Origin of the sequence: Kluyvera ascorbata, from assembly GCF_023195735.1 — a bacterium.
In the GTDB taxonomy this organism is placed as follows: Bacteria; Pseudomonadota; Gammaproteobacteria; order Enterobacterales; family Enterobacteriaceae; genus Kluyvera; species Kluyvera ascorbata.
Genome location: NZ_CP096201.1, coordinates 902,608 through 922,076, shown reverse-complemented (window position 1 = coordinate 922,076; position 19,469 = coordinate 902,608). Strand labels below are relative to the sequence as shown.

Sequence of the window (19,469 nt, the reverse complement as noted above, 5' to 3'; positions counted from 1 at the left end):
TTTCGTAATTGTTTAAAAAAAGTGAGTTTTATCACAAAGGAAATTCATATCAAATCCGCTAGGCGGAAACCTGCTGTAGATACTGTCGCAACCAGCTTCCCGCAGCGCCCAGCGGTGAGGCCTTATGCCAAAGCAGATCGGTTGATACCGAAATTGGCCAGCCCACAATATCCAGCATAGTCAGCTCTGCGGACCGCGCAAATTCGTCCACCAGCGCACAGGGCAACGCGCACCAGCCAAGCCCCTGTGCTGCCATGCTCAGCAGCATCAGATAGTTTGGCGCAGACCACACAGGCCCGCGCGCTGGCGTGGTGTGGTTTTCCAGATAGGTGTTGAGCCGCAGCTCACGCCAGGTGCTCAACTGCTCCCACTCCAGCCCCCGCTCGGCGGCCAGGGGATGCGTAGGCGACACGTAAATCGCCATGCGCGTCTGCATCGGCAATCGGGTATGGCCAATATCGGTAGGATAGCTATCCCGCGCTTCAATCAACCCCACCTGCGCGCGCCCTTTTTGCAGGAGATCGACAACGTCGTCATCTTCCCCTACCAGGCACTCAAACTCCGTATGCGGGAAGCGGCGGTCAAACTGGGCCAGCAGATCTTCAAGCACATCCGGATGCAGCGTATCGGAAAGCACGAAGGTGAGCCGCGCCTCGGTCTCGCCACTCAGCGACACCGCCAGCTCATCCAACCGTTCGCTGGCGCTCAGAATGGCCTGCACGTAGCTCAGCACCCGCTGTCCTTCGGCGGTGAGCAGCGGCTGGCGCGTGGAGCGATCGAACAGCGACACGCCGAGATCCGCCTCCAGATGCGCGATGGCGGTGCTGATGGTCGATTGACTCTTTCGCAGACGACGCGCCGCCGCTGAGAAAGAGCCGCAGGAGACGGTTTCGACAAACGCCGTCAGGGCTTCGGGAGAATAGCGCATGATGTATCTACTTTATCGATGGTTTCTATCTTTTACTTATCATATTTATCCATAAAATGCGCACTATTGCCTTCCATAAATCAAAGGTCACAAAATGCAAAACGATTCATTACATCGCAGAAAACTTCCGGAGCGTATCTTCCATGCCGTGTGCTTCGAGGGGATCGCCACCGCGATCCTCGCCCCTACCGCGGCCTACCTGATGCAGCGCTCCGTACTTGAAATGGGCGGGCTAACGGTGATTCTGGCTACCACCGCGATGATCTGGAACATCATCTATAACGCCGGATTCGACCGCTTCTGGCCGGTAACCCGTGTTATCCGTACCGCTAAGGTTCGTGCGCTGCACGCGCTCGGCTTTGAGTTCGGGTTTATCGTTATCGGGGTAAGCATCGTGTCGTGGGTGCTGGGGGTAACGCTTCTGCAGGCCCTCACGCTGGAGATTGGTTTCTTCCTGTTCTTCCTGCCCTACACCATGCTCTACAACTGGGTGTACGACATGCTGCGCGAGCGCATTATCAAGCGCCGTCAACAGAACCTTTACGCGCAAAATTAATCTGCTTTTCAGGCCGATAACAATCGGTCTGAAAATGTTCAGCCACACGAAAAGCTAATTATGGTAAATTATCCGCCATTTTTTTGGTTTTATGGTTGATATATTCAGATAATGTCTAAAATTTGGTCTAAAGAAGAGACGCTATGGAGCTTTGCCCTATATGGCACAGCCGTCGGCGCGGGGACCCTTTTCCTGCCCATCCAGCTTGGCGCCGCCGGTGCCGTGGTGCTGTTTATTACCGCCCTCGTCGCCTGGCCCCTGACCTACTGGCCGCATCGCGCCCTATGTCAGTTCATCCTGTCTGCTAACACCCCGGCAAGCGTTGGTATTACCGGTGCCGTCAGCCACTATTACGGCAAGAAGATCGGTAACCTGATTACCACGCTCTACTTCGTGGCCTTCTTCGTGGTGGTATTGATTTACGCGGTCGCCATTACCAACTCGCTCACCGAGCAAATTGGTCACCACATGCCGGTCGACCTCACCACGCGAGCGTTAGTGAGTCTTGGCGTTGTACTGTTGCTGAACCTGATCTTCCTGACGGGTCGTCAGACGACCATCAAAGTGATGGGCATGCTAGTCTTCCCGCTGATTGCCTACTTCCTGTTCCTGTCTATCTACCTGACCGGAAGCTGGCAGCCGTCGCTGCTGACCACGCAGATGGAAGTCAGCACGCATACGCTGCACCAGGTGTGGTTATCCATTCCCGTGATGGTTTTCGCTTTTAGCCATACGCCGATTATCTCCACCTTCGCTATTGACCGGCGGGAGAAATATGGCGAGCAGGCCATGGGTAAATGCAAAAAAATCATGAAGGTGGCATATCTTGTCATCTGCCTGAGCGTGCTGTTCTTCGTGTTCAGTTGCCTGATGTCGATTCCGCCGTCCTATATCAACACGGCGAAGGCCGAAGGCGTAACCATTCTTTCTGCGCTGTCGATGATGCCGAACTCACCGAGCTGGCTGTCGATTTCCGGGATTGTGGTCGCCGTGGTGGCGATGTCGAAATCGTTCCTCGGCACCTATTTTGGGGTAATTGAAGGGGCGAGCGAGATGGTGAAATCCTCGCTGAACCAGGTTGGCGTTCGCAAAAGCCGTTCCTTTAACCGCGGGCTATCTATCCTGCTGGTGTCGGCGGTGACCTTTATCGTCTGCTGCATTAACCCGAACGCTATCTCAATGATCTACGCCATCAGCGGCCCGCTGATTGCCATGATTCTGTTTATCATGCCGACGCTGTCGACCTACCTGATTCCGTCGCTCAAGCCTTACCGTTCTATTGGTAGCCTGATTACGCTGATTGTCGGTCTGCTGTGCGTGTCGGTGATGTTCTTCGGGTAAGGTAATTCCGGTTCCCGGCGGCGCTCCGCCTGGACGGGCTACGGTTTAGTAATTGCGGATGTAAAAAAGCCTGCCAGGGTAACCTGGCAGGCTTTTTTGTAGGCCGAATAAGGCGGAGCCGCCATCCGGCAATCATGATGCGATTACAGCGCCATGTCGTGCTGCGGTGACGCGCTCGCTGGCTGTTCTGCCGGTTTTGCCTGAGCAACCGGTGCCGCTGGCATCTGAATAACCGGCGGTTTGGTCAGCTCCAGCGTGGCGGCGGTGTCATCCCAAACCTGCTGGGTCAGCGCGACGTTGCCGTTCAGGTTCTGGCCAAAGCTCGGTACGATATTGCGAATTTTGCTCTGCCATTCCGGTGAGTTGAACTGCTCCGGGAACAGCTTCTTAATCACGTTCAGGGTGATTGGCGCTGCGGTAGACGCACCTGGAGATGCACCCAGCAGCGCGGAGATGGTGCGCTGTTGGTCAACCACCACTTCGGTACCCAACTTCAACACGCCGCCTTTGTCGGCATCTTTCTTGATAATCTGCACGCGCTGGCCGGCCTGAATCAGCTTCCAGTCTTCTTTACGCGCCTCTGGGTAGTACTCTTTCAGCGCAGCAAAGCGGTCGTCGTCGCTCAGCATCACCTGGCTTACCAGGTATTTCACCAGGTCGAAGTTATCCAGACCTACGTGAGTCATCGGCATGACGTTGCTGGTCGTGGTGGTGCTTAACAGGTCGAAGAACGAACCTTGTTTGAGGAACTTAGTGGAGAAAGTGGCGAACGGCCCGAACAGTACCACGCGTTTACCATCAATAAAGCGCGCATCGATATGCGGCACGGACATCGGCGGTGCCCCAACGGAAGCCTGGCCGTACACTTTTTCCATATGCTGACGCGTGACGTCAGGGTTTTCCGTCATCAGGAAGGAGCCGCCTACCGGGAAGCCCGCATAGTTATCCGCTTCTGGAATGCCGGTTTTTTGCAGCAGTTTAAGCGCACCGCCGCCTGCACCGATAAAGACGTATTTCGCGTCGATAGCGTGCTGCTTGCCGCTGTTCACATCTTCAATGGTCACATGCCAGGAGTTGTCGCCGTTGCGTTTAAACTCGGTCACTTCAGAGGAGGTTTGCAGCGTGAAGTGGTTGTTCTTTTGCAAGCTGCCTATCAGCTGACGGGTAATTTCACCGTAGTTAACGTCGGTGCCCACTGGCGTCCAGGTAGCAGCCACTTTTTGCTGCGGGTCACGACCAGCCATGACCAGCGGCGCCCACTGGGCAATTTGCTGATGATCGGTGGAGAATTTCATGCCCTGGAACAGCGTGGTTTTCTGCAGCGCATCGTAACGTTTACCGAGGTAATCAACGTTTTTGTCGCCCCAGACGAAGCTCATGTGCGGCGTGGAGTTAATAAAGCTATGCGGGTTATTCAGAATGCCGCGCTTCACCTGCGAAGACCAGAACTGGCGGGAAATCATAAACTGTTCGTTAATTTCTAGCGCCTTGGTCACGTCGATGGTGCCATCTGGGCGTTCCGGCGTGTAGTTCAGTTCCATATTGGCGGAGTGACCGGTACCGGCGTTATTCCAGCCGTTAGATGATTCCAGCGCGACTTTGTCGAGCTTCTCAACCATCACCTGTTTCCAGTCAGGCTGCAATTCCTGCAACCAGGTGCCCAGAGAAGCACTCATAATACCGCCGCCAATCAGCAGGACATCGGTTTTTTCGGTGGTATCGGTATTTGCGTAAGCCGCTGAATTGACCAGCAGCGCGATGGTCGCCAGAGAAAATAGTTTTTTATTAATAGCAGGCATAATGATGATATTCGCATAGCTAAATGTAATGTGTGCGCCAATAGTAGCGCACTTTTACATTATTTTAAAATACCACTCACTTTCCACTTAGAGTTATTAACAAATTACCACTTTGCTTTTTTTAATTAAAAAAATCATCCGTATTATTTGCGTGGAAATAAAATTTAAATAATTTCAGTTTAATTCACGAAATTAATGCAGACCGAATTCCGCCATAAGCTGCTGGCGCAGCAGGACAAAATCCGTACTGCTACGTTCGCGCGGCTGCGGCAATGTCACTTCAATGATGCGAATCGGATCGCCTTTAATTTTCGGTAAAATAATCACGCGGTCGGCGAGATAAATCGCCTCTTCCAGATCGTGTGTGACCAACACCATCGTCATCTTTTCCACATCGCGAATGCGGGCCAGCTCCTCCTGCATGGTGATTTTGGTCATCGCATCGAGCGCCCCCAGCGGCTCATCCAGCAGCAGGATCTCCGGCTGGATGGTCAACGCTCTGGCAATGCCGACACGCTGGGCCATGCCGCCGGAAAGCTGGTTGGGCAGCGCCTGTTCACAGTGGCTGAGCCCCACCAGCTCAATCGCCTCTTTCGCCCGCGCTCTGGCCTGCTTACGCGGTACGCCCTGGACATCCAGGCTGAAGCTGACGTTTTCCAGCACCGTCAGCCACGGCAGCAGGCGCGGCTCCTGGAAAATCACCGCTCGTTCGCGGCTCATCCCATGCACCGCCTGACCGTCAATCACCACATCGCCCGCGTCCGGCGTTTCAAGCCCCGCGAGGATTCGCAGCAGCGTGGTTTTCCCGCAGCCGCTGGGCCCGACGATAGCAATACTCTGCCCGCTTTCAATCTGTAAATTAAGGTCGCGGAAGACATCAAACGGCTTCCCCTCAAGGGAGAAGGTCTTACGTAAGCGGCGAATAGAAATATCACCGCGGGCGGTCTGCGGGGTTGATGTCATCATACACCTTCCGTTTTCAGCAAAATATTTGACGCTTTGAGCTGGCCTTTTTTCAGCACGCCGTCGCGCTCAAGAATATCCAGCCAGAACTGCACGTCATGAGGCTCTGATAGCCCGCCTTTACGTACGCCGTAGCCGGTGAAGTACTGCGCCACATCCGGGTTTTCACCGCGTTCTTTGAGGATCTTCGCCATGATCTCACGCACCTGCGCAGGGTTCTCACGAGCGTAGTCCAGCGCACGCGCCGACTCCACAACGAAGATACGTGCCGCATCCGGGTGCTGCTTCACGAAGTCTGAACGCAGTACCGTAAAGCCCCCGGCAATCGGCCCCAACACGTCGGCGTCGTTGAAGATTGGACGCAGGCCACCGTGGCTGCGTGCAACGCCTTCAAACGTCGTCTGCCAATAGCCAAAGGCCGCAACGTCAACCTGCCCAGAACGCAGAGTTTGCTCAAGCTGCGGGCCCGGAACCGCTACCGGTCTGGCGGCGTTTTCCGGCAGATTCGCCTGGTGCAGCGCTTCACGCAGGGTGTAGTCCAGATGGGCGCCCAGGGTGTTTACCGCCACGCTTTTTCCGACTAAATCTTTGATGGACTTAATCGGGCTATCCTCCTTCACGTAGAAGATGGATTTGGTGGTCTCGTTGATACCGTTGGTGGGATAAGCCGCCACAAAGTCGTTACCGTTGGCGATAGCGTTGATAACCGCCGGTGTGGCAGCCGACCCGATATCAATGCTGCCTGAGGCCAGTGCAAATAAAGACTCCGGGCCGCCGCTGGCATAACCGGCGTTTTTAATCGATACCCCGGTGCCTTTAAAATATCCCAGCGCTTCCGCCAGTTCATGAGCGGAAATACCGCCGTAGCTCGCCATATAACGCATCGTCACCTCATCCTGAGCGCGAACCGACGCACTAATACCCAATAAGAAAAGCACCGCAACCCACGCAGAATAGAACTGTTTTTTCATTATAAAAATTCCTTTATGGCGATAAGTAAAAACGCAAAATAACGTGCAAAATTAACGGCTACGGATATTCCATCGACACAAGCGACGTTGAAGTACAACCAGAATCGCATTAGCTAATAGTCCGGCAAAAGCCAGCAGAAATATCGCGGCAAACATCATGGGTATTTGGAAGTTATATTGCGCATTCATCACCCTAAAACCGATCCCCTGATTCGCACCGATCATTTCGGCGGCAATCAATAGCAGCAACGCCGTGGTGGCCGACAGGCGCAGACCGATAAAAATAGAGGGAACGGAGGCGGGAACAATCACCCGATAGAACAGCGTCATACGTCCGGCACCAAAGGTGCGCGCCATCTCCAGCAGTTTGGTATCCACCTCTTTCACGCCGCTGATGGTCGACAGCAGAATCGGGAACAGCGCCGCCCAGAAAATCACGAACACTTTAGATGTTTCTCCGAGCCCTAACAGCAGAATAAAGATCGGATACAGCGCCAGCGCCGAGGTTTGGCGGAACAGTTGTAAAATGGGGTCCAGCGCCTGTTCCAGCGGGCGAATTTGCCCCATAAACAGCCCCAGCGGGATCCCCACGACGATGGCGGCGGCAAAAGCCAGCCCGGCGCGCTGGAGACTGATAGTGATATCGCCCAGCAATGCGCCTTGCGTTATACCGTTCCACAGCGCAATAAAGATTTTATCCAGCGGCGGGATAATCGCCGCGTTCAGCCAGCCGGCGGTGCTGGCGATTTGCCAACCGGCGAAGAACAGCACCAGCAGGCCGTAGCGCGCAATCAGCGACAGGCTGCGCTGGTACCACAGCAGATACGCAGGCTTATTCTGTACGCGCGCCTTCAGACGAATGCGGGTCGTGGAGTAGAACATAGTGCCTCCTTAAGCCACTTTGCTGTCGCGCACGGCGCTATAGCGATTGCTGGCAAACGGCAGCCCCAGATTTTCACGCAGCGTTTTGCCCTCGTACTGAGTACGGAACAGGCCGCGTTTTTGTAAAATCGGCACCACCAGCTCAATAAAGTCATCCAGTCCGCCCGGAAGCCACGGCGGCAGCACGTTGAAGCCGTCCGCGGCTTCGTTTTCAAACCACTCCTGCAGCGTATCCGCCACCTGCTCGGCGCTGCCCACCACGGTGAAATGACCGCGCGCGGTCGCCACCCACTGGTAGAGCTGGCGAATGGTGAAGTTGTTTTCGTCGGCAATCTGGCGAATCAGCTCAGGACGCGATTTCATACCTTCGGTGACCGGCAGCGGCGGCAACGGGCCGTCAGGGTCAAATTTACCGAGGTCGATACCGCCACCGGCCAGCCCGTTCAGCAAAGCGATACCGTCAGCTTCAACAATCAGTGAAGTGAGCTTGTGGTACTTCTCTTTGGCTTCTTCCTCGGTACGGCCAATAAACGGCGCGACGCCAGGCATAATCAGCACGTGGTTCGGGTTGCGACCCACGGCGCGGGCACGCGATTTAATATCGCGGTAGAAGTCCTGCGCGGTGTTGAGATGTTGGTGTGATGTAAAAATAACCTCGGCGGTGGCAGCAGCCAGCGTGCGGCCGCTTTCAGACTGCCCCGCCTGCACGATGACCGGCTGACCCTGGGCTGAACGCGGCACGTTCAGTGGCCCGCGCACCTTAAAGAATTTGCCGACGTGATCGGTGTTGTGCACCTTACTGCGATCGAAGAACTGGCCTGAGGCTTTGTCGCGCAAAAACGCGTCGTCCTCAAAGCTGTCCCACAGTTTTTTCACCACCTCAACGTGCTCTTTCGCCCGCTGGTAGCGGTATTCATGCGGGTGTTGGGTGTCCAGATTAAAGTTGTGCGCCGCGGCTTCAGTGGCGGTGGTCACTACGTTCCAGCCAGCACGCCCGCCCGAAATCAAGTCCAGCGAAGCGAACTTGCGCGCCAGGTTGTAGGGTTCTTCATAGGTGGTGGAGGCGGTGGCGATAAAACCAATGTTCTGCGTCAGCGGGGCCAGCGCGGAAAACAGGGTGACGGGCTCGAAACCTGCCACTTTAGCGGTGCCGCCATCGGTGACGCCGGAAGCGGGAATCGCCAGGCCATCGGCCAGGAAGTAGGCATCAAACAGGCCACGCTCGGCGGTCTGGGCAAGCTGTTTATGAAATTCGAAGCTGGTTGCTCCATCGGCCGGGGAGTCCGGGTGACGCCACGCCGCAATATGCTGGCCGCCGCCGGGAAGGAAAGCCCCTAATTTGATCTGTCTGCTCATTCTGGTTTCTCCTGATTCGATGCCGAAAGTGGGCTGAAATCAAGATAGCCAGAATGCGCAGTCATTCTGAAATAACAAATATTGAGTTAGTTATTTACATTTTTGCAATGAAGCTACGAGTCATGATGCTTTCGTATCCTCAACGACCGCTTCCGGACGACGATTTTCACGCTGCCAGGCAGGAAGCTCCGCCAGCTTTATCCCTTCCGGCACAATGCTGTGTTTCAGACAGGCCACCCGCTGAGAGCGATAAATACTGGTGTAACCTGAAACCAGATAGGCCACCACGCAGGCCATCGCCGCATAAACGCCGACGTCAGCACCGAACAGTTCAATCGCCATCAGCGTCGAGGCAATCGGCGTATTTGCCGCCCCGGCAAAGACCGCGACAAAGCCCAGCCCCGCCAGGAAGGCAAACGGCAGATGAAGCAGCGGTGCGAGCGCGTTCCCAAGCGTTGCCCCCACATAAAAGAGCGGCGTCACCTCGCCACCTTTAAACCCACTGCCGAGCGAAGCAACGGTAAAAATAAGCTTACCGAGGAAGTCCCACGGTGCCAGTGGATGCTGAAAAGCATCGACAATAACGGGGATCCCCAGACCAATGTATCGATCGGCGTGCAGCAAGTAGACCGCCGCCGCGACAACGGCCCCGCCGATAAACGGGCGCAGCGGTGCGTAGGCAATCCATTTTTTCATCATGCCCCCGACCAGATGCGTCGCATCAGCAAAAACGCGCGCAGCCAGACCGAAGCAGCAGCCAGCGACGATAACCGCCGCCAGCGTCCAGGCCGATACCGCCGGGATGGATGACATCGCGTAGTGCGTATGGTGCACGCCCCACATCAGGCCGACCTGGTCTGCCACCACTGCGGCCACCAGGCAGGGAAAGATCGCGGTGTAGTGCATGCGGCCAATCGCCATGACCTCAAGGCCAAAAATCGCCCCGGCGAGCGGGGTACCAAACACAGAGGAAAAGCCTGCGCTAACGCCTGCCATCAGCACCATACGACGCGCATCGTTATCAAGCCCGAGCAGCGGCGTGAACCGATCGGCTATCGAGGCGCCCATTTGTACCGCCGTCCCTTCGCGGCCGACCGACGCGCCGAACAAATGAGAAACGACCGTGCCGATAAACACCAGCGGCGCCATCCGCAGCGGGATAGTGTTAGCCGGGCTATGCACCTCTTCCAGAATCAGGTTATTTCCCGCTTCAACCGAGCGACCAAGACGCAGGTAAATCCAGCCCACCGCAAAACCAGCAAACGGCAACAGCAGGATAAGCCAGTGGTGTTGAAGGCGCGTGGCCGTCGCCCAATCAAGCGAGAAGAGGAATAAAGCAGATGCAGAGCCGACAAGCACGGCAATAACGGTAGCCAGCAGGAGCCACTGTATTAAGAAGAACAGCGAATTTTTACGAGCGAAGTGTTCAGAGAGCATTGACGCATCCTCAGATGAATTAATCATCCTGGACGCGATAGAGGTGTGCCTGTTCATTCCCGGTCCAGGAATACAAACAGGCATCATCAGCCACACGGCGGTTCAAGGGGGAATGCCATCCCCTACGCATAAATATTAGCACACGAATCGTTTCAGCCAAATACATGGCAACTGAAATTATTTCAGCGTCTCCAGCGGGAAAGGCCGGTCCTGCACCACCGTTTTCATCACCAGCGTTGAACGCAGGTGCTGCACGCCCGGCATCGCGGATAGCTTTTGATCGTAGAGCTTCTGGAACGAAGAGAGATCGCGCGTCACCACCTGCATCAGATAGTCCGGATCGCCAAACAGACGCTGGGCCATCACGATCTGCGGGATCTCTTCCACCGCCTCTTCAAACGCGCTGACCGCCTTTCTGTCGCCCTCTTTCAGCGTCGCAAAGACCAACGCCACAAAGTTAAAGCCCATTTTTCCCGGGTCCAGGTTGGCGCGGTAGCCGGTAATCACCCCTTCCTGCTCCAGCACCCGCAAGCGTCGGTGGCACGGCGATAAACTCAGATTCACCCGTTCAGCGAGCTCGGTGATAGATAAACGGCCATCGGCCTGTAGTTCAGCAAGAATTTTTCGATCAATGCTATCCATTTAGAAGATTCTCTCATTCCGACCGGGTTTTCAGCATAACATTGAAAGCTCATTGCGTGGCAATAACGATATTCTTTCCTGACATTCAGTACGGTTTTTAAAGGCTAACGTCATGGGTAAGCGCGGAGAGTATCGGGCATGGAGATGAGTTTGGTTGCGGGATTCTGGCTGGTTTCGTTTTTGCTGATCATGACGCCGGGGGCCGATTGGGCCTATACCATCAGCGCCGGGATCCACGGACGCAGCATCGTTCCAGCAGTGGCGGGGCTGATGTCTGGACATTTGCTGGCAACCGTTGTAGTGGTGGCTGGGGTGGGCGTGCTCATTGCCGGACATCCGCTGGCGCTATCGGTCATTACCCTATTGGGCGCGTGCTATCTGCTGTGGCTCGGCATATCGCTGTTGCGCCATCCGGCAACGGTCGCCAGCGCTTCTCAGGAACGTGGTGGCTGGAACCAGTGGGCATTAAAAGGTCTGTGCATCAGCGGCCTGAACCCAAAAGTATTTTTACTGTTTCTGGCGCTGCTGCCACAGTTCACCGACCCACACGGACGGTGGTCGGTGGCTATGCAGATGTCGGCACTTGGGGTGATGCACCTTATTACCTGCACGATTATCTATTTACTGGTGGGCTACGGTTCACGCGCGTTGCTGGCGAGTCGCCCACAGGCGTCACGGGTTGTCAGCCGTATTTCAGGCGGTTTGATGGTGCTTATCGCGGTTGCCCTGTTAGTTGAACAGCTCCGCTAAAAAAGGTGCGCCAGCCTAAGCTGGCGCCACATTTCAGGCACGAATGTCGTCATACTCGCGGGTATTATCAAACTCATGCCTGGCGAACGGGCACAGTGGAATGATTTTGCGCTGTTCCTGACGCATTTTCTCAACCACCTTTGCCACCAGTTGTTTACCCACGCCCTGCCCCTTCAGGCTCTCATCAACATCGGTATGTTCAATAATGCTCAGGTGCTCACCGGTGGGAACAAAGACGATTTCCGCCACCTGGTTACCGTCGCCGTCGTTGACGTAAAACTTGTTATGCCCTTCCAGAATTTCCATGTATCCCTCGCTTAATCATGATGACGGTATTTCAGCGCCCCGCTTGGGCAGGTGTCGATAACGCGTACTACCGTTTGCGCATCGACTTCATCCGGGATGATCCACGGCTTGCGCTTCAGGTTGAACAGCATGCTGCTTCCGCGCACGCAGTTCCCAGAATGCTGGCAAATCGCCGTATTGAAGTAGACGTCAATCTTCTCCCCGGTATAGACACGATAACCTGCGTCCAGTAGTTCCTTATCCATGACATTGCCTCTAATTTTTATATAGGTTCGAGACTAAGCATAGACCTGTCCAGGGGGATGAATCATCACCTATCGCGAAAAAACGCAGCGAGAAAGTTTTTATCCGTTGGAGATGGAGGAGTATCGATACGATGCCACAGAATTAAAAATAGACGGCAGCAGAAGCCGCATAATAAAGAATCTACATTTTCATACCTGACGATATGGAAAAAGAAAAGGTGCAGCCCCGACAATTATGCCGGGGCTATTGCGAAGAGAGATATATTAGAACGAGTATGCCACACCTACACGGAAACGGGTCTGGCGGTCGTCACGGTCGTTTACGCCTACGTTACCCACCTCGCCGTATGGCGCCCAGTTTTTATCGATTTTGTACGCCACTTTGACGTTATATTCCTGGGAGTACGGTTTATTGTTGTTACGTGCATTACCTTCTGAACTGCGCGCATAAACGTAGTTCAGCTCGGTACGCCAGTCGCCGAACACATAACCTGCCCATGCGTCACCACGGTTCACCTTATCATCGTCTTTGTTAGCATTTGACGGGTAACGGGTGTAGTCGTAGCGGTAACGTGCGGCGACGTAGAAGCCGCTATCGAAGCTGTATTGTACGCGCAGATTCGGCTTATAAATAGAACGGCTATCGTTACTTTCGATATTAAAGCCTGGTTGAATAGAGAAGTTTTTATTGAATTTGTATTGGTAGCTAATCGATTCTTCATGGCCGTTGCCGACAAAGTCGGAGAACGGTTGATCGGTATTATCCCCGCCTGATTTCCATTTCGCTTCTACCGAGAAACCAAATCCGTTCGCGAAGCGGTGAGAAACTGAAACACGGTCTGCGTTAGTTTTATCTGTTTTGCCACCATCAATAAATTCATGACGGAGATCGACTGTCACTGCGGATGCTGCGAAGGATGCGCCACATAAAGCAATCATGACCAGAGATTTCTTAAACATGCAATAACCCTCAATTGGAATTATGTTTCATTTTTATGAAATTGCATTTTATTTTTTTAAGAAAGATATTTTAGTGATCAAGATCGTAAAGATTTATTTCATGAATGTATCGAATTGAGAGACGTGACAGAGCTCAAAAAATGCACGGTTGACTAATCGAAAATAGCGTTTTAGATCACACAAAAGATTAATTTACATTAGGCTTACATATCTTTATAAAACTATTTTATTCATTAAAATCAATACAATAAAACAAAATAGTTTCGTTGGTTACTTATTTTTCAACAATAGTTACGATGCCTAATAATATTAATATAAAGAATAAACTTACGAATTAAGCAGAAATCGAGCGAAGGCATTAATGATTAGAAATATAAAAACAACCATTTTTAGTAGCTTATTTCCCCTCTTTACGCACATCCCGTAAGACGGTATTCCCTCTCAGGTAATGCCTTACGTTGCCCTCATCCCACGAGGAACCATCACTCGCGCATCACGAGATAGTTTTTCTTTACCGCTTAGCGATATCTTCTGATTCGTCACCCTCTGCACTCGCTGTCATCATGCCCCCACAGCAAACGGCATGTCGCCGTTGAAACGTACATGACAAATGAGGTCCGCAATGAGCGCATTATTCTCCGGTAAAAAATTGTTAGTGGTTGGCGGTACAAGCGGTATGGGCTTTGAAACCGCAAAATTGGTACTGAAAAATGGCGGCAGCGTCGTACTGGTCGGGAATCGTCAGGATAAAGCTGAACAGGCTCGTCAGGCGCTGATGGCCGACGGTCAGGTCTCTATCATCATTGCCGACCTGATGAAGGAAGAGGGAATGCAGCACGTCATCAACACCATTAATGCGGAACATCAGGACATCAGCCTGCTGGTCAACGCCGCCGGCGTATTCTTCCCGAAAGCGTTCACCGAGCACGAGATGGCGGACTATGACATGTATATGAGCATCAACCGCGCCACCTTCTTCATCACCCGTGACGTGGTACGCAACATGGTGGATGCCGGGATTCACGGCGCTATCGTCAATATCGGTTCAATGTGGGCGCAGCAGGCTATTGGCGCCACGCCTTCTTCGGCTTATTCGATGGCGAAAGCGGGTCTGCACGCGCTGACCAAAAACCTGGCTATTGAGCTGGGCGGTAATGGGATCCGCGTCAATGCGGTTTCTCCAGCGGTGGTACACACGCCAATTTACGAAGGCTTTATCCCGAAAGAAGAGGTTGGTTCAGTGATGAATAGTTTTGACAGCTTCCATCCGATTGGTCGAGTTGGCACCCCTGCCGATGTTGCAGAAGCGGTCTCCTTCCTGCTTTCCGATAAAGCGAGCTGGGTGACAGGCGCCATCTGGGACGTTGACGGTGGCGTGATGGCTGGTCGCAACGCCTGATAGCCGCGGCACGGGAAAACGTGGAGAGACAATGATGGGCGACGAGGCGGTGATATTCGATATTTTCACCGCCTGGCGTGGTGGTATAGCAAGTGAGTCCATGAGCCATATGCGTCTTCGCCGTGGACGCCGATACTCTTCAACGCGCCATAATATCCGTGCCGATGAGCCTCGCCTTCCTGGAGGGGGCAATACCATCCACACACCACATAATAATATGAATTTATTAATAAAATTAGATGCAATACAGGAGAAGCAACAACACGTACTATTTAAGATCACGGATAAGTTCAAGTACATCTTTTTTGACAGAATCTTGTATTCGCCCTGAGTGAGCGATCAACGTGAGCGCTTCAATACTTAAACCATCCCTGATCACTTTTCGCGCTTTACTGATACGGGTCCGACAGCTCTTCTCTGTATATCCCTCGCATGAGTGCATTTGCTCAATGATGTCAGCGCTTGATAAGTTTGAATCGGCAAAATGAGGGTAGTAGTTTACGAAACACTCCATTCCGATAGCCTTGAGGTGCTCAGCCAGCGTAGCGTGGCCTGTTATCCTCTCTTGCGGCTCCAAAACGTTCTCCCCAGTCTCTAACGGAGAGGTTTGGATAGATGCTTCATCTATTGAAACTGGATTGCTGACAGCCAGTCTTTCTTTGATGGAAGTGACTCGAGGATCAGCAAGAATCGCCCCTTTGAGGTTAATGATGCGTGCGTTAACGTGATCGCTATACCGCGCATAACCTCGTATTACTTCATGCGGAATTTTGTACCCATCAAGAACGTTGTAAGCTTCATCGAAAATAACCGCGATTAAATAATCAAAGTCGGCTGCTTCATAGTTACGTAGGGCACTAAGCTGCCGTGAAGGGTTATCCGGCGTAACTCTCCTCGCTTTGATCTGCACTTTCAAACCATCAGAATCGATGGCATCAGCGCCCGCCGACGAATTACTGAGAAGAGTCATACCTAGTGCTTCAGAAACCAGCCATTCAGCATAGTCACCGACAGGATTATTCTTGGTTCGTATTACATCTCTTGAACGTAATTCAGTTAAAATTTCGGAATGAAGCGACAGTAATTCAAGAACGCTCAGCGAGGTTAGTAAACCATCTGATATTAAATGATTATTTTTCAAATCTGCTCTCCTTTGCTTAAGTAAAACGCCACTGAAACACCTACGTTACGCCCCGCATTTTAATGTGATAAGAGTGCTTAAAGCGAGCAGTTCTAGATAAAACATGCGTTCATTCACCGCACGCGGTAACTATTTATTCAGTAATTTAAAATTTAAATTTTTTAACTACTCTAGTTCTTAATTCTTCCCTATCTGACCACAGATACGCCAGGGTGAGGCCAACGCTATTTTGCGGTCTCCAGGCTAAGGAGACACGCTAATGCTTCGGGAAACAACATAGTTCAAAGGTTTTTTTCTTTCCCCTGAATTTGCGTAGGTACCCACCAAAGAGCCGCACTCCAATAGTGACATTCCATGCCAACGGTCTATGATGCGATGACCAACGCCGCAGGGGTGAATTCTGAAGGATAACAACATGTCACAAACACAGATTACTAAGTCCAGTTTTCCAGCCAAGTCTTTGCTGACCATTATTTTAGTCGCTGTGCCATCTTTATCTTATGCAGCGGAGAGCATTGATCAACTAGCAACCCGCATTGGAATGGATCACTTTCGGGAAGCAATAAAAAAGGGCGATCGCAACGCTTTTAAAACGCTGCCAGCAAAAGGCTACAAAAACGGTCTTACCGGACTACTCATCAAAACGAATACATACGCTAACCCTGATGATAGCTTTGCTGATTGCGACACGGATACTGTCTTTGTTTCAGTTAAGGATCATAAAACAATTCCAGGCTGTCGAATTTCTTTAAAGTTAGCTAGTAAAGACGGTGACGGGAGCTATCACGATAGTGGCATTCGAGTCGAGTACGGTATAGCGACCGATTCGAAGAAATTCATCGCCAACAATTCAGCTTGGGCACAACACGTAATTTCCGGTGACAAAGTGCTGGAGAACGAATTAAGCAGCGCTAAAAACGAGACTCTTTGTAATTCGTGGGCAACGATGGCCCGTAACATTGCAGCAGGCAGAGATAATCAAGACCCGCAATCTATGTTTGATGAACAAATAGAAGGGTTAAGAGGCAAACTGGGCATTACTGAACAGAACATCGTGTTTGCACACTACATCGCCCACACGGTTTATACCGATTTAGCCGGTAAAACGCCGAAAGAAGCTGAATACATTATTTATAATGTATGCCGGAAAAGCATGTAATTATTTATCCCACCTTGAGTAAAGCTGTAGCAATAGTCGCTCTGGATGCACCATATTTACGTGCTAACGCACGAATACGCATTCCGCTATTCTATTTATCTACAATCGCGCTACAGTCTTGTTGGGCGATTTTAGGAAGTCTTGCCAGAGTCTTACCTTACGCCATCATTAATGAATTAGAAAAATATAGAGAAATGAGATTTGGAGCGGCGAAGGGATTAGAACAAGCCAACCAATAACTTGAAAAACATAGAGTTTTCAAGTTATATCTTAACTTATACCCCCAAAGATACCCCCAAAGCACAGAGGCTTTGAATTCAAGTAATTACCTTTGTCGATAAATCAGCAGGAAGCGAGATGATAGCAAATGGCAGGCATACTCGAAAGCAGCGACACCGTTAGTATCAGACTAATTACGATTTAATAAACCCAGATCCAGGCGGGCCCTCATGATATCAATAATCGTGAGATATGGCGTTTGTTCTTGCCAGCTAAACCCTCTGCGATCGATACGAACCAGTTCGTACTTTTCCACTAGAAAGTTAATGGCATCAGCCAGCGTGATACCGGCATCGATATGTTCCTGTATAACACGTTCCTCACTGAATGGTGTGTCGTTGAGGGTGAGACCATAGTGCTGTTCCAGCAGACGTGTCAGTAACATTTGCCAGACATCCACGGGTGACAGGCAGGGCTTCGCCGCCCGCTGAGTTGTTGCAGGTTGAGATTTCATGTTTGCTCTCGTGGAAGTTATTAGCGCTGAGTGGGATAAATGGCGATATATACGTAGCCGCAACTGCCAAGGGTATCGGCTTCGCAGGTGAAACCGTTGCGGTACAGAGTGACGCAGTGGGTGTGGCGAGGATTCAGTTCACCGGTAGTCAGCATGGATTCCATCTGGCGGATAAAGTACGGAAATGCCACATCCAGCTTCCGGCATTCTGCGTCACTGAACTGGCCGGTGATGCTGGCCCGTTCAGCTAAATAATGCAGCCGGTTCCCCTCCTGTACCAGACGGGCTCCCAGGCGTGGCGTGATATCCCGCTGCAGGCCCCATGTGATGTTGCTCATTGATAACCTCCGTTATTGTCAGTTCAGGGTAATACTCATCAGGCAGGCATACGGCCCGTTGCGGTCCTGGCGACGTTCGGCGTATACCGCCAGGACACCTGAGATATCCGGCACGTCCCTGCCGGTGTAATGGCAGACGCTACCGTGCCACTGATATTTTCCACTGCAGTATCGAAAAATGCGTGAGGCCGGATGCTGGCGGTATATCGTCATTGCCCGGCGTTTACTGATAATTTTCATGTCATACCTCACAGCAGACCGTGTTCTGCGAACGAATAGATTTGCCTTCCGCCAACAATCAGATGGTCGGGGACACGGATATCCACCATCTGAAGTACCTGAACCAGTCGCTGCGTGAGGGCTTTGTCAGCCTGGCTGGGTGTCGTTTCGCCGGAGGGATGGTTATGAGCGAGTATCACCGCCGCCGCGTTGAAATACAGGGCGCGCTTGACCACTTCCCGGGGATACACCTCGGTGCGGTTAATCGTGCCGCTAAAGAGCGTCTCATGGGCAATAAGCTGATTCTGGTTGTCCAGATACAACACCCGGAACTCTTCCCGCTCAAGCGCGGCCATATGCAGCCGCAGCCACTCGCGTACGGCGTGGGTGGAAGTGAAGGCCACCCCGGGCTCATGCAGGTGGCGGTCCAGAACGCTGAGCGCTCGCTGAATGAGACGCCGGTCCTGTGGCGTCATCTCGCCGGGTAAAAAGGAAAGCTGTTTCATCCGTTGCTCCTCCGGTCAGTCAATGATGCGCAGAATGGCGTGGGCTTCTGGATGCTGCAGGGCATAGTCCCGCAGGCGGTAATAGTGCGTGGTCATTGCGTCACACTCTGTACGGCAGGCATGATGGCTGTATTCAATCAGGCAGACCGCGATACCGGCAGCTTCTGCGCTCATTTCCGCACCATTCCCGTTCATGCTGTTGAACAGACGCCATTTATCGTCACTGTCAGCATCAGGAGCCATAAACGCGCCGCCATTGCTGAGCGTGTAAAAGGACCAGATACCACCGCTGTACTCATCACAGAAGCGGCCCATCCAGGCGAAAATATGCGGCTCCAGGGTTATCCATTGTGGAATGGTGCCAAAGTGCTGCGGCCAGAAATCGATACGTTGTTCATCGGGTACCTGCGTTACGGTCAGTTCAAATTCGGATTCGTTAGCAGATACGAGGTTGTTTTGTGTCGCTGTTGTCATGGGTATGTCTCCATTAATAAAAAATGCCAGCGGCGATGGCTGGCGTATGGGGTAATAAAGTGGGTTCGGGAAGGTGAAATGTTGCTGGTAAATGATTCGGGGTCAGCGGGTGAAAGTGTCAGTGCGGATGCCTGACCTGCGAATGTAGCGGTTAAGACCTTCACCAGCATCCGGCTCAAAGTTCCCTGCCCGCCAGACCATCCGGCCTTCGGCGTCGCGGACCACCAGGCGGAAGTGACTGCCCTGGTCGTCTTCAGGGGTGATGTTGTGATAGTGACGGGTAATTGCTTCTGCCTGTTGCCGGGTGAACGGTCCCTGTGGCAGTCAGTGAGATTCAGGCATGAGGGGCTCCTTAAATGCAAAA

22 protein-coding genes, 1 pseudogene and 1 riboswitch are annotated in these 19,469 nt (G+C 52.5%); of the genes and pseudogenes, 5 read left to right on the top strand and 18 right to left on the bottom strand.

All coding sequences use genetic code 11. The features are described from left to right. Positions 1-58: 58 nt before the first annotated feature. Positions 59-928 carry a LysR family transcriptional regulator gene (locus MY052_RS04460; protein ID WP_248538271.1) on the bottom strand — a complete coding sequence of 290 codons (870 nt, stop codon included), beginning with the start codon at positions 926-928 and terminating at the stop codon, positions 59-61. Between the two features lie 94 nt (positions 929-1,022). Here MY052_RS04460 and MY052_RS04455 point away from each other — a divergent pair, with 94 nt between their 5' ends. Beyond that, entirely contained in the window at positions 1,023-1,484 is a 462-nt protein-coding gene (locus tag MY052_RS04455) for a multidrug/biocide efflux PACE transporter (RefSeq protein WP_248538270.1), read from the top strand. A gap of 111 nt (positions 1,485-1,595) precedes the next feature. Next, positions 1,596-2,825, top strand: a complete 1,230-nt coding sequence (locus MY052_RS04450; protein ID WP_035897649.1) for an amino acid permease — start codon at positions 1,596-1,598, stop codon at positions 2,823-2,825. Between the two features lie 143 nt (positions 2,826-2,968). On the opposite strand, the gene mqo is transcribed toward MY052_RS04450, so the two are convergent. From mqo to MY052_RS04415, 7 genes are all read right to left on the bottom strand, one after another. Beyond that, positions 2,969-4,624, bottom strand: a complete 1,656-nt coding sequence (mqo, locus tag MY052_RS04445; RefSeq protein WP_123650665.1) for a malate dehydrogenase (quinone) — start codon at positions 4,622-4,624, stop codon at positions 2,969-2,971. A 192-nt stretch (positions 4,625-4,816) separates the two neighbouring features. Then, complete coding sequence (locus MY052_RS04440; protein WP_115073723.1) at positions 4,817-5,590, bottom strand: ABC transporter ATP-binding protein; 774 nt, start codon at positions 5,588-5,590, stop codon at positions 4,817-4,819. After that, entirely contained in the window at positions 5,587-6,558 is a 972-nt protein-coding gene (locus MY052_RS04435) for an ABC transporter substrate-binding protein (protein WP_051910806.1), read from the bottom strand. The genes MY052_RS04440 and MY052_RS04435 overlap by 4 nt, the downstream gene beginning before the upstream one ends. Positions 6,559-6,609: 51 nt before the next feature. Further along, positions 6,610-7,440 carry an ABC transporter permease gene (locus MY052_RS04430; protein WP_035896509.1) on the bottom strand — a complete coding sequence of 277 codons (831 nt, stop codon included), beginning with the start codon at positions 7,438-7,440 and terminating at the stop codon, positions 6,610-6,612. A gap of 9 nt (positions 7,441-7,449) precedes the next feature. Next, the gene (locus tag MY052_RS04425; RefSeq protein WP_035896507.1) at positions 7,450-8,796 is read right to left on the bottom strand and encodes an LLM class flavin-dependent oxidoreductase; all 1,347 of its coding nucleotides are present in this window, start codon (positions 8,794-8,796) and stop codon (positions 7,450-7,452) included. A gap of 120 nt (positions 8,797-8,916) precedes the next feature. Then, positions 8,917-10,233, bottom strand: coding sequence for a voltage-gated chloride channel family protein (locus MY052_RS04420; RefSeq protein WP_248538269.1), 1,317 nt, complete (start codon positions 10,231-10,233; stop codon positions 8,917-8,919). Between the two features lie 70 nt (positions 10,234-10,303). After that, positions 10,304-10,365, bottom strand: a riboswitch (Fluoride riboswitch). Positions 10,366-10,410: 45 nt separating this feature from the next. Beyond that, positions 10,411-10,875, bottom strand: coding sequence for an Lrp/AsnC family transcriptional regulator (locus MY052_RS04415; RefSeq protein WP_035896505.1), 465 nt, complete (start codon positions 10,873-10,875; stop codon positions 10,411-10,413). A 138-nt stretch (positions 10,876-11,013) separates the two neighbouring features. On the opposite strand from MY052_RS04415, the gene MY052_RS04410 reads away from it, so the two are divergent. Beyond that, on the top strand, positions 11,014-11,625 hold the full coding sequence (locus tag MY052_RS04410; RefSeq protein WP_248538268.1) for a LysE family translocator: 612 nt from the start codon (positions 11,014-11,016) through the stop codon (positions 11,623-11,625). 33 nt (positions 11,626-11,658) lie between these two features. Here MY052_RS04410 and MY052_RS04405 read toward each other — a convergent pair whose 3' ends face one another. From MY052_RS04405 to MY052_RS04395, 3 genes are all read right to left on the bottom strand, one after another. Beyond that, complete coding sequence (locus tag MY052_RS04405; RefSeq protein WP_035896503.1) at positions 11,659-11,931, bottom strand: GNAT family N-acetyltransferase; 273 nt, start codon at positions 11,929-11,931, stop codon at positions 11,659-11,661. A gap of 11 nt (positions 11,932-11,942) precedes the next feature. Beyond that, entirely contained in the window at positions 11,943-12,176 is a 234-nt protein-coding gene (yjdI, locus tag MY052_RS04400; protein WP_248538267.1) for a 4Fe-4S mono-cluster protein YjdI, read from the bottom strand. A gap of 264 nt (positions 12,177-12,440) precedes the next feature. Then, a complete protein-coding gene (locus MY052_RS04395; RefSeq protein WP_035896500.1) occupies positions 12,441-13,136 on the bottom strand; it encodes a porin in 696 nt (231 codons plus the stop codon). 622 nt (positions 13,137-13,758) lie between these two features. Between MY052_RS04395 and MY052_RS04390 the strand changes: the two genes are divergently transcribed. Further along, positions 13,759-14,535, top strand: coding sequence for an SDR family NAD(P)-dependent oxidoreductase (locus tag MY052_RS04390; protein WP_248538266.1), 777 nt, complete (start codon positions 13,759-13,761; stop codon positions 14,533-14,535). A 268-nt stretch (positions 14,536-14,803) separates the two neighbouring features. Here MY052_RS04390 and MY052_RS04385 read toward each other — a convergent pair whose 3' ends face one another. After that, entirely contained in the window at positions 14,804-15,676 is an 873-nt protein-coding gene (locus tag MY052_RS04385) for a DUF6998 domain-containing protein (protein WP_248538265.1), read from the bottom strand. A gap of 415 nt (positions 15,677-16,091) precedes the next feature. Between MY052_RS04385 and MY052_RS04380 the strand changes: the two are divergent. After that, a pseudogene (locus MY052_RS04380) lies at positions 16,092-16,581 on the top strand (hypothetical protein); the annotation flags it as partial. 663 nt (positions 16,582-17,244) lie between these two features. Here MY052_RS04380 and MY052_RS04375 read toward each other — a convergent pair. The 6 genes from MY052_RS04375 to MY052_RS04350 all read right to left on the bottom strand — a co-directional run bounded on the left by MY052_RS04375 (position 17,245) and on the right by MY052_RS04350 (position 19,429). Further along, positions 17,245-17,568, bottom strand: coding sequence for a TA system toxin CbtA family protein (locus tag MY052_RS04375; protein WP_248188259.1), 324 nt, complete (start codon positions 17,566-17,568; stop codon positions 17,245-17,247). Between the two features lie 20 nt (positions 17,569-17,588). Next, positions 17,589-17,906: a type IV toxin-antitoxin system YeeU family antitoxin gene (locus MY052_RS04370; RefSeq protein ID WP_248538264.1), complete on the bottom strand. Its 318-nt coding sequence runs from the start codon at positions 17,904-17,906 to the stop codon at positions 17,589-17,591. An 18-nt stretch (positions 17,907-17,924) separates the two neighbouring features. Then, positions 17,925-18,146, bottom strand: coding sequence for a DUF987 domain-containing protein (locus tag MY052_RS04365; RefSeq protein ID WP_048997881.1), 222 nt, complete (start codon positions 18,144-18,146; stop codon positions 17,925-17,927). An 8-nt stretch (positions 18,147-18,154) separates the two neighbouring features. Beyond that, positions 18,155-18,631: a JAB domain-containing protein gene (locus MY052_RS04360; protein ID WP_020324797.1), complete on the bottom strand. Its 477-nt coding sequence runs from the start codon at positions 18,629-18,631 to the stop codon at positions 18,155-18,157. A 15-nt stretch (positions 18,632-18,646) separates the two neighbouring features. Further along, positions 18,647-19,105 carry an antirestriction protein gene (locus tag MY052_RS04355; RefSeq protein ID WP_020324813.1) on the bottom strand — a complete coding sequence of 153 codons (459 nt, stop codon included), beginning with the start codon at positions 19,103-19,105 and terminating at the stop codon, positions 18,647-18,649. 102 nt (positions 19,106-19,207) lie between these two features. After that, complete coding sequence (locus tag MY052_RS04350) at positions 19,208-19,429, bottom strand: DUF905 domain-containing protein (protein WP_248538897.1); 222 nt, start codon at positions 19,427-19,429, stop codon at positions 19,208-19,210. Positions 19,430-19,469 lie beyond the last annotated feature (40 nt).

Excerpts from the sequence above, each read along its gene's own strand:
- MY052_RS04440 (WP_115073723.1), bottom strand. The coding sequence starts at position 5,590 with ATGATGACATCAACCCCGCAGACCGCCCGCGGTGATATTTCTATTCGC.
- yjdI (WP_248538267.1), bottom strand. The coding sequence starts at position 12,176 with ATGGATAAGGAACTACTGGACGCAGGTTATCGTGTCTATACCGGGGAG.
- mqo (WP_123650665.1), bottom strand. The coding sequence starts at position 4,624 with ATGCCTGCTATTAATAAAAAACTATTTTCTCTGGCGACCATCGCGCTG.
- MY052_RS04415 (WP_035896505.1), bottom strand. The coding sequence starts at position 10,875 with ATGGATAGCATTGATCGAAAAATTCTTGCTGAACTACAGGCCGATGGC.
- MY052_RS04365 (WP_048997881.1), bottom strand. The coding sequence starts at position 18,146 with ATGAAAATTATCAGTAAACGCCGGGCAATGACGATATACCGCCAGCAT.
- MY052_RS04370 (WP_248538264.1), bottom strand. The coding sequence starts at position 17,906 with ATGAGCAACATCACATGGGGCCTGCAGCGGGATATCACGCCACGCCTG.
- MY052_RS04450 (WP_035897649.1), top strand. The coding sequence starts at position 1,596 with ATGTCTAAAATTTGGTCTAAAGAAGAGACGCTATGGAGCTTTGCCCTA.
- MY052_RS04355 (WP_020324813.1), bottom strand. The coding sequence starts at position 19,105 with ATGACAACAGCGACACAAAACAACCTCGTATCTGCTAACGAATCCGAA.
- MY052_RS04410 (WP_248538268.1), top strand. The coding sequence starts at position 11,014 with ATGGAGATGAGTTTGGTTGCGGGATTCTGGCTGGTTTCGTTTTTGCTG.
- MY052_RS04425 (WP_035896507.1), bottom strand. The coding sequence starts at position 8,796 with ATGAGCAGACAGATCAAATTAGGGGCTTTCCTTCCCGGCGGCGGCCAG.
- MY052_RS04405 (WP_035896503.1), bottom strand. The coding sequence starts at position 11,931 with ATGGAAATTCTGGAAGGGCATAACAAGTTTTACGTCAACGACGGCGAC.
- MY052_RS04360 (WP_020324797.1), bottom strand. The coding sequence starts at position 18,631 with ATGAAACAGCTTTCCTTTTTACCCGGCGAGATGACGCCACAGGACCGG.
- MY052_RS04420 (WP_248538269.1), bottom strand. The coding sequence starts at position 10,233 with ATGCTCTCTGAACACTTCGCTCGTAAAAATTCGCTGTTCTTCTTAATA.
- MY052_RS04390 (WP_248538266.1), top strand. The coding sequence starts at position 13,759 with ATGAGCGCATTATTCTCCGGTAAAAAATTGTTAGTGGTTGGCGGTACA.
- MY052_RS04395 (WP_035896500.1), bottom strand. The coding sequence starts at position 13,136 with ATGTTTAAGAAATCTCTGGTCATGATTGCTTTATGTGGCGCATCCTTC.
- MY052_RS04460 (WP_248538271.1), bottom strand. The coding sequence starts at position 928 with ATGCGCTATTCTCCCGAAGCCCTGACGGCGTTTGTCGAAACCGTCTCC.
- MY052_RS04375 (WP_248188259.1), bottom strand. The coding sequence starts at position 17,568 with ATGAAATCTCAACCTGCAACAACTCAGCGGGCGGCGAAGCCCTGCCTG.
- MY052_RS04455 (WP_248538270.1), top strand. The coding sequence starts at position 1,023 with ATGCAAAACGATTCATTACATCGCAGAAAACTTCCGGAGCGTATCTTC.
- MY052_RS04430 (WP_035896509.1), bottom strand. The coding sequence starts at position 7,440 with ATGTTCTACTCCACGACCCGCATTCGTCTGAAGGCGCGCGTACAGAAT.
- MY052_RS04435 (WP_051910806.1), bottom strand. The coding sequence starts at position 6,558 with ATGAAAAAACAGTTCTATTCTGCGTGGGTTGCGGTGCTTTTCTTATTG.